Annotated in this window: 10 protein-coding genes; 7 read left to right on the top strand and 3 right to left on the bottom strand. The window is 71.3% G+C overall.

Annotated elements, in window-relative coordinates:
• Positions 1 to 34: 34 nt before the first annotated feature.
• Entirely contained in the window at positions 35 to 1,303 is a 1,269-nt protein-coding gene (locus tag DI269_RS06230) for a DUF2062 domain-containing protein (protein WP_112134244.1), read from the bottom strand.
• Between the two features lie 224 nt (positions 1,304 to 1,527).
• Between DI269_RS06230 and DI269_RS06225 the strand changes: the two genes are divergently transcribed.
• From DI269_RS06225 to DI269_RS06210, 4 genes are all read left to right on the top strand, one after another.
• Complete coding sequence (locus DI269_RS06225; RefSeq protein WP_198667199.1) at positions 1,528 to 2,802, top strand: serine hydroxymethyltransferase; 1,275 nt, start codon at positions 1,528 to 1,530, stop codon at positions 2,800 to 2,802.
• Positions 2,803 to 2,999: 197 nt separating this feature from the next.
• The gene (locus tag DI269_RS06220; protein WP_112134242.1) at positions 3,000 to 4,571 is read left to right on the top strand and encodes an LPXTG cell wall anchor domain-containing protein; all 1,572 of its coding nucleotides are present in this window, start codon (positions 3,000 to 3,002) and stop codon (positions 4,569 to 4,571) included.
• A gap of 138 nt (positions 4,572 to 4,709) precedes the next feature.
• Positions 4,710 to 5,441, top strand: a complete 732-nt coding sequence (locus DI269_RS06215; RefSeq protein ID WP_112134241.1) for a hypothetical protein — start codon at positions 4,710 to 4,712, stop codon at positions 5,439 to 5,441.
• A gap of 151 nt (positions 5,442 to 5,592) precedes the next feature.
• The gene (locus DI269_RS06210) at positions 5,593 to 7,155 is read left to right on the top strand and encodes an LPXTG cell wall anchor domain-containing protein (protein WP_112134240.1); all 1,563 of its coding nucleotides are present in this window, start codon (positions 5,593 to 5,595) and stop codon (positions 7,153 to 7,155) included.
• Between the two features lie 148 nt (positions 7,156 to 7,303).
• On the opposite strand, the gene DI269_RS06205 is transcribed toward DI269_RS06210, so the two are convergent.
• Positions 7,304 to 7,522, bottom strand: a complete 219-nt coding sequence (locus DI269_RS06205; RefSeq protein ID WP_112134239.1) for a hypothetical protein — start codon at positions 7,520 to 7,522, stop codon at positions 7,304 to 7,306.
• 325 nt (positions 7,523 to 7,847) lie between these two features.
• Between DI269_RS06205 and DI269_RS06200 the strand changes: the two genes are divergently transcribed.
• The gene (locus DI269_RS06200; RefSeq protein ID WP_112134238.1) at positions 7,848 to 8,672 is read left to right on the top strand and encodes a P1 family peptidase; all 825 of its coding nucleotides are present in this window, start codon (positions 7,848 to 7,850) and stop codon (positions 8,670 to 8,672) included.
• 137 nt (positions 8,673 to 8,809) lie between these two features.
• Positions 8,810 to 9,724 (top strand): endo alpha-1,4 polygalactosaminidase, encoded by a 915-nt coding sequence (locus DI269_RS06195; protein ID WP_112134237.1) that lies wholly within the window; start codon positions 8,810 to 8,812, stop codon positions 9,722 to 9,724.
• Here the strand turns inward: DI269_RS06195 and DI269_RS06190 are convergent.
• Complete coding sequence (locus DI269_RS06190) at positions 9,706 to 11,205, bottom strand: GGDEF domain-containing protein (protein WP_112134236.1); 1,500 nt, start codon at positions 11,203 to 11,205, stop codon at positions 9,706 to 9,708. The two genes, DI269_RS06195 and DI269_RS06190, sit on opposite strands and share 19 nt — an antisense overlap.
• 232 nt (positions 11,206 to 11,437) lie before the next feature.
• Between DI269_RS06190 and DI269_RS06185 the strand changes: the two genes are divergently transcribed.
• Entirely contained in the window at positions 11,438 to 12,379 is a 942-nt protein-coding gene (locus DI269_RS06185; RefSeq protein ID WP_112134235.1) for a hypothetical protein, read from the top strand.
• The last annotated feature ends 35 nt before the right edge of the window (positions 12,380 to 12,414 follow it).

The raw sequence follows: 12,414 nt of genomic DNA, 5'->3' as shown, positions 1-12,414 counted from the left end.
CTTGCAGGGCCCGGCCGCTTTCTGCTTGTGCCGCTTATTCTTCGGTGCCCTCTTCGCTGTTGATCTTGCGGCGGGTGCGGGCGGTGGTCTTCTTGGCGCGCCGGCCCGGCTTGGGGGCTTCCTTCTCCTCCTCCATGTCGACGGCCTTGAGCTCCTGCACCCAGTCGACGTCGGGGTTGGGGGCGTCGTCGCCGGCCTGCGGCTCCCATTCGGCGCGCTTCTGGGCCTCCTGCTTGGCGGCGCGCTCGGAGTCCTTGGCCATCTGCTTCTCGCGGCGGGTGGGCCGCTTGGGCTTGGCGGGCGCGGCGGAGAGGTCGTGCGTGTCCTGCTCGTCCTCGAAGGCGGAGGCCGGGGCGGGGACGGTCCAGCCGGGGACGGACTCGACGAGTCCGGCCGGGGGCGTGCGGGGTTCGGCGCGGTCGTCGATCTGCCCGCCGGCCTTGGGGATCGCGCAGACGATGAGGGAGCCGAGGAGCCCGGCGATGGCGGCGTAGGGGCCGACGAGCATGACGGCGAGGGACTCGGCGTTGTCGAGGCGGGAGGGCCCGGCGACCAGGTGCGCGACGGTGACGATGAGGGGCCCGGCGATGCCGGAGGCCGCGGCGATGCGGTACCCGGAGGAGGAGATGTGGCTGCGGCGCGCGAACGCGGCGACCACGGCGCCGATAACGAGGGACCCGGTCACGAACGGGATCGCGATCGAGAACCCGCGGGTGCCGAGGAACGTGTCGGACCCGGCCCACGAGCCCCAGACGGCGAGTTCGGTGACCGGGGAGACGCGGTCGCCGACCTCGACGAACACGGCGAGGATCGCCAGCAGCCAGACGAGGGCGGCGGAGGCGCCGACGTTCACGGCGACCGAGCGGGACGACAGGCCGATGAGCGCCAGCGCGAATCCGACGGCGGCGCCGAGGCCGGAGGCGATGAGCGGGTCCGTGGGGAACGAGGTGTACACGGCGCCCTGCTCGGCGGAGAGGGCGACGAGCGGGCCGACGGCGAAGGCGCCGGCGGCGGAGGCGAGGACCGCGGTGAAGCGGGTCGCGGGGGTGGCGTGGGCGGCGGCGCGGGAGCCGATCGCGCCGGAGGCGAGGCCGCCGACGACGCAGGACGCGGCGGAGAACCAGGCGACCCAGGCGAGGTTGGCGTTCCAGCGGTAGTCGAGGACGGGGTCGGCGGCACCGGGGGCCGCGTCGGCCCAGGAGAGGAGCCCGAAGCCGTAGGCCAGGCCGAGCTGGGCGAGCGCGGCGAGCGCCGCGACCGCGAACCCGGCGCCGACGGTCTTCGCGGCGGATCTAGGTGACATACGTCGCACGCTACTGCGTGTACGCAATGGAGTCTCGAACGGCCGATCGGGTGAGCGTGAGCTGGGACGCGTCGTCTCACACGTGAGGAAACGGGCGGGCCCGCGAGCAGCACACATTGACGTCTCGCAAGCGTCGACGAGACCGCGCTCCGGCTATGCTCGGGTCATCAAGGCCACCTGCCCGGTCGCCGTGCGAGATCATGCCGATCAGCGAGGAGCATTGCATGTCCGACGCCTACGAGGCCCTCACCGCGAACCTCGCGGCCGCCGACCCCGAGATCGAACGGCTCATCGAGGCCGAGGGACGCCGCGAGTCCGAGAAGATCCGCCTCATCGCGTCCGAGAACTACGTGTCCCAGGCGGTCATGGAGGCGACGGGCTCGATCCTGACCAACAAGTACTCCGAGGGGTACGCCGGGAAGCGCTACTACGAGGGCCAGCAGAACATCGACCCGATCGAGCAGCTGGCCGTCGACCGGGCCAAGGCGCTGTTCGGGGCCGACCACGCGAACGTCCAGCCGTACTCGGGGAGCCCTGCGAACCTGGCGATCTACCTGGCGTTCCTGGAGCCCGGGGACAAGGTCCTGGGCATGGGGCTGCCCGCGGGCGGGCACCTGACCCACGGCTCGAAGGTCTCGGCCACGGGCAAGTGGTTCGACTCGGTGCACTACGGGGTCCGCCGCGACACCGGGCGCACGGACCTCGACGAGGTCGCCGAGATCGCCCGCAAGGAGCAGCCGAAGCTCATCATCTGCGGCGGGACCGCGATCCCCCGCACCATCGACTTCGCGGGCTTCAAGGCCATCGCGGACGAGGTCGGGGCGGTCCTCATGGCCGACATCGCGCACATCGCGGGCCTGGTGGCCGGCGGGGCGCACCCGACGCCGGTCGGCCTCGCCGACGTCGTCACCACCACCACGCACAAGACGCTGCGCGGCCCGCGCGGCGCCATGATCCTCGCGAACGAGGAGCACGCCAAGGCCATCGACAAGGCCGTGTTCCCCGGCCTCCAGGGCGGCCCGCACAACCACACGACCGCGGCGATCGCGGTCGCGCTGCGCGAGGCGGCCAAGGAGTCGTTCAAGGACTACGCGGCGCAGATCGTCAAGAACGCCAAGGCGCTCGCGGCGGCCCTGGCGGCGCGCGGCTTCGACCTGGTCTCGGGCGGCACCGACAACCACCTGATCCTGGCGGACCTGACGAGCAAGGGCATCGGCGGCAAGCCCGCGGCGAAGGCCCTGGACGTCGCCGGCATCGAGCTGAACTTCAACTCGGTCCCGTTCGACACCCGCAAGCCGTTCGACCCGTCGGGCCTGCGCATCGGCACCGGCGCGGTGACGACGCGCGGGATGCTGGAGGGCGACATGGACGCGATCGCGGGCTGGATCGACCGGGCCGTGGCCGCGGCGAAGGACGGCAAGGACGCCGAGCTCGACGTCATCGCCGCCGAGATCCGCGAGTACACCAAGGCCTTCCCGATTCCGGGCTGGCACGCGTAAACGCATTACGACCTGCGAATAGGGGCGTCCCTCCTTGCGGAGGGGCGCCCCTTGCGTGTGCGCTGCGCTACATTCCGCAGAATTTTCTGAATCGGGTGCATCAGGTGCCGGAGCGGCGGCGTCTAGTAGTCATCAAGTCCCCACGGAGCAACCACCACAAGGGACTGTCCACTCCCACCTGTCAAGGAAGCTTTGCCATGCCTGCACCCTTTTTCACGGTCGAGCGCGCCCCCCTGCGCCTGGCCGCCCTCGCCGGGGCCGCGGCCCTCGGCGCCGGGGCGTTCGCGCTCCCGGCCTACGCCCAGACCACCGAGCCGGAGATCGACTTCGGCAACCCCGCGACCCTTGAAGCCGGCGCCGGATTCGCCCCGGCGACCCTCGACATCGAATTCGGCGACGGCTTCGAACCCGACGCCCACAAGGTCACCGCAGTCCTCGAATGGGAGAACCAGGAGGAGATGCACTACGGCGGCGTCTCCACCGACGACGGGTTCTGCGGCATGGACGCGACCTACAACACCCTCTCCTGCATCGCCCACGACGCCGACGGCTCGCTGCACTTCGAGATGGAGTACGGGGCGCTTCCCGAGGCGCAGGCGGGGACGTGGGGCTACACCCTCACCGTCATGGTCGACGACGAGAGCGTCGCGGTCCAGGAGGGCGTCACCGAGATCGTCGTCCCCGACTACGACGGCCAGTACCTGCACAGCGACGTCACCGTCGACAACGTCGCCCCCGGCGACCTCGTCGAGGTCAAGCCGGACTTCTACCAGCAGGACGCCCTCCCCGAGGGCACCGCGGCCGTCGTCGCCACCTTCTCGGACGCCGACTACCTCCCGCACGGCCTCGCCGCCCCGACCGCCGACTTCGACAACTGCACCGAGAACGAGCACGGCCAGGTCGCCTGCATCGTCACCGACTTCGAGGACGCCCCGGGCACCGGGTTCACCCTGAGCGACCCGATCTCCTACGGCGTCAGCGAGACCGCGCCCGGCCCGCTTCAGGCCTGCGGATGCTGGTACCAGGTGATCGCGATCGACGCCGAAGGGCTCGAATCCGAATACGGCGGGATCTTCTGGGACGAGGGCTCCGACAACCTGCTCGGCCTTGAGTCGACCGGCGCGACCGGCGAATTCGGCGACGGGCACTACGGCGCCGTCGACATCACCACCACCGCCAACCCGTACGACCTGGCCGTCGACGACGCTGCGATCAAGGGCGACAACGGCGACGAGGTCACCGTGACGATCCCGGTCCGCAACCCCGAGTCGGCCGACGCGCCGAGCTTCTTCGACGGCCCCGGCTCCTACGCGCTGGTCGGCGACCTGCCTGCGGGCGTCGAGTTCGTGTCGGTCGAGTCCGACGACTCGTTCTACTGCGAGGACGACTCCGACGAGTACTTCCGCGAGACGATGCCCGCGATCGAGGACGCCGAGGCGGCGGACTTCATCTGCATCTTCGTGGAACTGCCCGGCCAGGGCGAACTCGAAGTCGACCTGACCGTCGAGGTCAAGGACGAGAAGGCGACCGACAAGGGCCTCCTCCAGGTCGTGGCGTTCGGCGACACCGAGTACCCCGGTGCGCTCGACGGGGACCTGAAGAACAACACCGCGGACCTGACCCTCAACGGCAGCGGCTCCGGCTCGCTCCCGAAGACCGGTTCGTCGATGACGTGGATCCTGGCCGGAGCGGCCGCCACGCTCGTCATCGGCGTGGTCCTGTTCATCGCCACCCGCCGCCGCAAGACCGCGACCGACGCCGCCGAGTAGTCAACGGCTGCAAGAGAACACGCTGAGAGCGCCCGTCCGGCCGGACGGGCGCTCTCCGTTTGTGCGGCGAAGGTGCGTCAGATCGCGGGGCCCGGTCGTGTAGGGAACAGGACCCCACCGCACCTGAAGGAACCCGTCGTGACACCCATCCCCGCCACGCTCGCCGCCCTCGCCGCGGCCTTCATGACCGGAGTGTTCGCGCTCACGGCCCACGCCTCCCCGCCCGCCACCGCCTCCGAACCAGGCGGCGAGTTCTTCGGGCACGTCGGCACCGAGATCTCGGAGCAGCGCTTCGACCTCTCGGTCGAGGACGTGAACGCCAAGGGCGGCACGGGCACCGAGACCACGGTGGTCATCGAGGTCGCGAATGCCGGTCCCGCGCGCGCCGTCCCGTCCTGGAAGTCGACCGGCCCCTACGCGGTCCTGGGAGACCTGCCGACGGGCCTCGAACTCGTCGCGGTCGGCGACGAGGGCTGGCACTGCCCCGAATCGGCCGAATGGCCCCGCCTCCTGCCCGCCACGGACCCGGCGCGGCTCGCGGAGGCCGACTTCGCGTGCTTCTTCTTCGCGGACCTGCCCGCCGGGGCGGTCAAGGCCCTGCCGGTGCTGGTGCGGATCACCGGCACCGAGTCGGCGGCCGACGGCTCGCTCACCGTCGCCACCCGCACGACCGGAGACGACCCGCTCGACTTCGACGCCGACCGCTCGAACGACGAGGCCGGGTTCGGCCTGGACGTCGCGGCCTCGGGCGGCCCTCCGCCGACCGGCGCGTCGATGCGGATCCTCCTCGGGGGCGCGGGGGCCGCCCTCGCCGCGAGCGCGGTCGCCGCACTCGCCTGCCGGGGCCGGCGCATCCCGACCGCCGATTGAGGCCCCACCCGGGCGCCCGGCCTGTGGGGGCCGGGCGCCCTTTCGCGTTTCCGCTGGAAATACGAGTGGTGATCGCAACGCGTCACCGGACGTTCGCGTTTAGTTCATATACGCCCGGCGGCCAGCCGGGCGCCCGTCCTAAGGAGCTCCCATGACTCCGCCGCTTCCGCTCCGCGCGGGCAGGCGCCTGGCGGCCGTCCTCGCGGCCATGCTCGCGGGGGCGCTCGCCGTCCCCGCGACCGCCCAGGCCCAGCCGCCCGCCGAGACGTACTACGACTTCGAAGGCCCGGTCAACCTGGGCGACGAGCACCTCCAAGGCGGGTTCACGCTCGTCTTCGGCGACGACTTCACGCCCGGCGTCCACACCGTGTCGGTCGCCCTCGACCTGGACGCCGCCCCCGGGACGTTCCAGTTCACGACCGGCGACCTCGGCGGCGGGGGCCTGCCGTGCTTCAACGACGACGAGCACTCCCGCATCGGCTGCGTGCGCGAGAACGCCGAGTCGGAGCTGTGGTTCGCGTTCGAGTACGGGGCTCCGGAGGACGCCCAGACCGGCGTCTACGGGTACGAGATCACCGTGGCCGTCGACGGGGTCGAGCTCCGGACCGACACGGGCGCGATCGAGATCGTCAACCCGCATCCCTCCCAGGCGTTCCCGTTCCGGCACGCGAACCTGGAGTACACCGACGTCGAACCCGGCTCCACAGTCGACGTCCACGCCGAGTTCATGCAGGCCGACGCCCTCGACCCGGGGACGGGCGCCGTCGTCATCACCTTCACCGAGCCCGAGTACGCCGAGTACGACCAGGGCGTCGACGCGTTCGCGACCTACGACAACTGCGCCGACGACTTCTTCGGCTGGGGCGGGGTCGTCTGCGTCATCACCGACTTCGACGACGCGCCCGGGACGGTGTTCACCACGACCGACCCGATCCCGTACGAGGTCGACCCGCTCGCGCCCGGCCCGTTCGACGTGTGCGTCTGCTACATCAGCGCCTACACCGTCAGCGAGGACGAGCGCGAGTCCACTTATGGCGACATCAACTGGAACGAGGGCGAGGCGAACCTGATCGGGCTGCGCGAGGTCACCGAGCCGGAGAGCGAGTACTCCGACCCGACGGTCGGCGAGCTCGACATCGTCACCCGCGAGCACTTCTACGACCTGGAAGCCGGAGATGCGAACGCGCGCGGGAACACCGGGGACGAGAAGACGCTCACCGTCCCGATCGGCAACAACGGCCCCGCGACCGCGTTCGGGCTCTTCGGGATCCACTCCTACTACGTGACCGGGGCGCTGCCGGACGGGCTCGAACTCGTCGAGGTCGACAGCGACGGCGAGGACCACTGGACGTGCCTCTCCGACGACGAGGCGCGGGAGCTCCTGCCGGAGGTCGACCCGGCCGAGAGCGACTTCCTGTGCATGTTCGACCGGCTCGACGCGGGTGCGACGCTCGACTTCACGTTCACCGTGAAGGTCACCGACCCGCGCTCGACCGACCGCGGCGTCCTGGAAGTCCACGGCCGCAACAACGCCGGGATCTACCCGGGAATCCTGGAGGACGACCTGGCGAACAACGCCGGCGCGATCACCGTCAACGGGACCGGCCTGCCGAACACCGGCTCGTCCCTGACGTGGATCCTGGCCGGGGCGCTCGCGGCGGTGCTCGCCGGCGTGGTCCTGTTCCTGGTCTCACGCCGCAGGACCGGGGAGTGACGCGGCGGGGCCCCGGCCGAGACGGCCGGGGCCCCGCACCCGTGCCCGGGCGTGCGAAACGCGCCGGGCCCGGGGGCCTGCGGCGCGTTCAGCGGGTTGGAGTTGTGCAGTCGGCCGGCGCCTTGTGGGCGCGCTCGCCTACTCGGACCTAGCGGGCCAGGCCGGCGAGGGCGCGGCCCTCGACGCGGTCGGCCACGCGGCGCAGGACGCCGGCGGTCGAGAGACGGACCTTCTCGGGGCGGGTGACGCCGAAGGCATACGGCTTGTCGGCCCGACCGTCGTCAACGACCGGAGCGTTCGGCAGGGCCGAGGTGGCAACGGTGTTGGCGGCGTCGACTGCGAGGTACGCACCTACGAACTCGTGCATGATGATTCCTTCCCGGCGGGGTGCGCCGGATCGTGGATTCCTTCTGGGGGACCGCTCGTCGATGACGCCATTGTCGACGGCGGGGAACCGTCGCGATCGCCTTGGACCGCTTCGGGAGGCCGCTCGCGGAAGCGGTTCGGGTTCGCCGCTCCGGCTCCGCTGGTCTGGGCCTCTGGAATCAATGTTAAGCCCGCCCGACGAGGGAAATCCAGGTATTTAGCTTGGGTCACAGGTGTCCCGCGACACTGTCTACAAAGAACTTAGTTACCGTTCGGTTATCGAATTTCAGAGGCGTGTCGCAGCGCCGTGACGGTACTCTGTCCGGATGCGGGACTTGGGAGTTCGCGTCGGCCACTGGACCGGCGAGCACACCGGCTGCACGGTGCTGCTGTTCGAGGAGGCCGTGCTCGCCTCCGGCGAGGTCCGCGGCGGCGCCCCGGCCAGCCGCGAGATCGAGCTCCTCGACCCCCTGCGCTCCAACACCGGGATCGACGCGGTCCTGCTCACCGGCGGCTCCGCGTTCGGCCTCGCCGCCGCCGACGGCGTCATGCAGTGGCTCTCCGAGCGCGGCCGCGGCGTCGCGACGCCGGGCGGCGCCGTGCCGATCGTCCCCACGCTGGGCCTCTACGACCTCGACGGCACCGGCAACGTTCCGGCCGCGCCCCAGGGATACGAGGCCTGCGACGCCGCGATGGCGCCGTTCGAGCCCGCGCTCGACGGCCCGATCGGCGCCGGCCGCGGCGCCACGGTCGGCCAGTGGCGCGGGGTCACGCTCCCGTCGGGGCTGCGGACCGCGAGCGTGAGCGCCGGACCGGTCGTGGTCACGGCCTTGGCCGCGGTGAACGCCTTCGGCGAACCGGGACCGCTCGACCGCGAACTGCTCCGGCCCGAAGGATTCGCCTCGGGCGGCTTCGGGCGCAACACCACGATCGGCGTGGTGGTCACCAACGCGAGGCTCGACAAGGTCGCCTGCGCGCTGGTCGCGCAGGGCGCGCACGACGGGCTCGCGAAGGCCGTCAGCCCGGTGCACACGCGGATGGACGGCGACGCGTTCATCGCCGCCGCGACCGGAGCCGTTGAGGCGGACGTGGACGTCGTCAGGGCTCTGGCGGTCGAAGCGGTCGCCGAGGCGATCAACACCGGTGCTTGAACCGGGAGCGTCACGGCGAGTCTTCGCAAATCGGACCCCTGGGGACCCCCCATATTCAAAGTTACGCGCCGCCTCCGACATCACCGGCGATGCGACCAAAGCTCGCAATGGAGACGGATCGCGTTAGGCTCCATGGCATGAAACGCATCGGCGCCGCAGTCGCACCTCTCCTCCTGCTGGCCGGCTGCACGCAGGACGCCGACGCCGACCCGCTCGGCGAGACCGCGCCCGAGAACGCGAACGTCCAAGAGACTCCCGGCAGCTGGCTCTACCAGCTCAGCGGCTACGAGAACGGCACCCTCGACGCCGTCGCCGCCGCGCCCCAGACGACCGCCGTCGTCGACCTCGCCCGCGACGGCGGCGACGACTACTGGACCGCCGAGGAGATCGGCGCCCTCCACGACGCCGGCAAGACCGTCTACGCGTACTTCACCATGGGCTCCATCGAGACCTACCGCCCCGAGTACGACGCCGTCGCCGCCTCCGACGCCGGGCTGATCCTCAACCAGTGGGGCGACTGGCCCGACGAGTACTTCGTGAAGTACTGGGAGCAGGACTGGTGGGACCTGGTCATGCAGCCGCGCCTCGACCAGGCCGCCGCGGCCGGGTTCGACGGGGTCTACCTCGACGTGCCCAACGCCTACGAGGAGATCGACCTCGCCCTCGTCCCCGGCGAGACCCGCGAGACCCTCGCCCGCAAGATGGCCGACCTCGTCATCGCCGCGAACGACCACACCGCCGACGGCCTCGCGATCCTCCCCCAGAACTCCCCCGAGCTCATCGAGCAGGAGGGCTACCTCGACGCCATCGACGGGATCGGCATCGAAGAGCTCTGGTTCCTCAACGAGGACATCCCGTGCGACGAGGACTGGTGCGCCGAGAACCTCGCCAACACCCAGGCGATCCACGACGCCGGCAAGCTCATCCTCGCCGTCGACTACGCCTCCGATCCCGCCAACAAGGCGGCGGCCTGCGCCCACTACGCCGAAGAGGGCCTCTGGGGCGCCGTGGCCGGAGTCGACCTCGACGCCGTCTACCCACCGTGCCAGTAGACCTCGCCGAAGTCCTCCTCGTCGCCCTCGTCGGGCATTAAAAGGCCCTTGCGCGAGCGCTTCATCTGGTACATCGCCTGGTCGGCGGCCCACAGGGTCTGCGCCGGGTTGCCGCCGGTGGCGAGGCGGGCCCAGCCGATCGAGACGTCCACGGGCGTGCCCGGGACGGAGTACTCCCAGTTCTCGGCCGCCACGGCGATGCGGATGCGGGCCGAGACCGCGTCGGCGTCGTACTCCGTGGCCCCCGGCAGGACCATGATGAACTCGTCGCCGCCGGTGCGCGCCAACAGGTCCCCGGACCGGACCACGCTCGACAGGAGCGCGGCGAGGCGCTGGAGGATCGCGTCGCCGGCCTGGTGCCCGTGCGTGTCGTTGACGGCCTTGAAGCCGTCGAGGTCGAGGACCGCGATCATGCCGTCGCCGTCGACCTCGGCGAGGAACGCGTCCAGGCGGCGCCGGTTCGGCAGGCCCGTCAGCTCGTCGGTGTTCGCCCGGTCGGCCCAGCCCGCGGCCGCGCGGCGCAGCTGGTCGTGGTCGACCAGGGCCGCCGCCGATGCGAGGTAGATCGTGTGGAACTCGTTGATCTGCTTGTACAGCGCGTACGTCGTGGCGTGCGCGGCGAGGATCGACGCCGCGTGGTCCCCCTTGGCCACCAAGGCGAGCGAGCGCAGGTGCTGGGGCTCCATGACGCCGAGCGTCTCGTCCCCGATCTCGCGCGCTTCGAGGACCTCCAGGGCCTCCAGGCCCCGCGCCTGCGCGATGAGGCGCGAGGCGCGCGCCATCGTCCGCAGGTCCATCGCCTCCACCGACGACGTCTCCTCCGGCAGCAGGTGCTCGACCGACCACTGCTCGCTGAAGCCGAGCAGGCTCAGGCGCGCGAGCGCGTAGTGGACCCATTCGAGCTCGCGCGTGTCGAGGTCGTGCAGGTTCGGCTTCACGCGCCGCAGCTCCTGGCGCAGCAGGCCCGTGCACGCGCGCGGATCGCCGGTGTAGTAGCGCAGCAGGGCGTCCCGCACCCGGATCTCCACGCCCTCCACAGAGGACCTGGTGACGCCGGCGCGCTCGGCGAGCGTGTGGCACTGGTCGAGGGCCTCGGCGGCCTGCTGCTGGTAGCCGCAGTTGGAGAGGATCACCGCGAGGTCGTACCAGGCGTCGACCGCGGCCTGGCTCGCCTCCGTCATCGACCGCAGGGCGCGGGAGGAGAGGACGAGGCGCTGCGCGGTGAAGTCGAGGGACTTGATGTGGTGGTGGTAGTACCAGGCCGAGAGCGCGTGGTACTTCCCGTCCAGGCGGGGGTCGCGGCAGCGCGCGACGGCGGTGCCGGCCTGGTCGATGGTGTTCGGGATCTTGTCGATCGCGCGCTGGCTGATCTGGCCCTGGAGGATGAACAGCCAGGCCTGGGCGCGCTGCTGGGCGGTCTCGGAGTTGTAGACGATCCAGGTCGCCTCGCTGACGGCCTCGGCCACCTGGCCGGACCGCATGAGTCCGCGCAGACGCCGGTACTGCTCGGCATAATCACGCGCTGACGTGAGCTCCCTCCGTGGCGTCACGCGCTCTATCCTGCCACCGCTTCGGCGATATTTCCAGTGCCGCAGGTGGCGGGACCCGTCCCTTGGGGCCTCGGATGGGCATGGGCGCGAAGCGTTCTCCCCCCGAGTGGCGGGTTCGGGACTTAGAGTTGTCGCAGTGCCCGAAATGGAAGGATGGTGGGCTTTGCTCCCTGCGTGTCCGTGCACGTCCTGCGGCGAGCCGCTGCCGGTGGCCCCGGGGGCGACCGTCCTGGCGTGCGAGTCCTGCGGGACCGAGCTGTACGGGCGGCCCGCGGCGCGGCGCCTGGTCGACCCCGACTGGACGGCGTTGGCGCCCAAGGCGAAAGCGCGGTACGCGGACGACACGCCGGAGGCGATCACCGTCCCGGACGCGCTGGTGCCGTTCGAGATCGAGCGGGCGACGGCGCGGCGGCTGCTGCGGGAGCGGACGCGGCGGCGCTGGTTCGCGCCGCGGGCGTTCCGGCGGGTGGACGAGTCGGAGTCGTTCCGGGCGGCGTACCTGCCGCACTGGGTGTGGGGGGCGTGGACGCGCTCGCGGTACCGGGCGGCGCGCGGGGACTTCCACTGGTCGCGGGCGGGCGAGCGGACGCAGGGGATCAGGGTGCGGGGCGTGCGGTGGCGTCCGGCGGCGGGGACGGTGGACCGGACGTTCGCGGACGTGGTGGTCCCGGCGACGGTGCGCCTGGACGCGCGGATGCTCGCGGACCTGCTGCGGGACTGGGACCTCGGGGCCGCGGCGGCGTTCGATCCGGCGCTGCTGGAGGGCCGGTGGGTGCAGCGGTACGACCTGGAGCCGGAGGTCGGCCTGGAGCTGGCGAAGGCCCGGATGGCGGCCGAGGTGGAGCGGGAGGTGCGGGCCCTGGTCGGCGGGGACGCGCAGCACGTGCCGGTGATCGAGACGGCGTACGCGGGCCTGGGGTACCGCCTGGTGCTGCTGCCGGTGTACCTCGCCTCGTACCCGCACCGGGGCCGGCGGCGGATGGTGGCGGTGCACGGGGAGACCGGCCGGGTGGTCGCGGACCGCCCATGGAGCGGGACGAAGCTCGGAATCGCGTTCATGCTCGCGACTGTTGTGGCGGGCGTCATACTGTATTCGGTCATGTAATCCGTTTTCGTCCGGCCCGGGAGCCGGACGGGATG

It is taken from the genome of Glycomyces dulcitolivorans, from assembly GCF_003265355.1.
Taxonomy (GTDB): domain Bacteria; phylum Actinomycetota; class Actinomycetes; order Mycobacteriales; family Micromonosporaceae; genus Glycomyces; species Glycomyces dulcitolivorans.
Note: the sequence above shows the minus strand (reverse complement) of the source record. Positions and strands in the feature narration are given on the sequence as shown.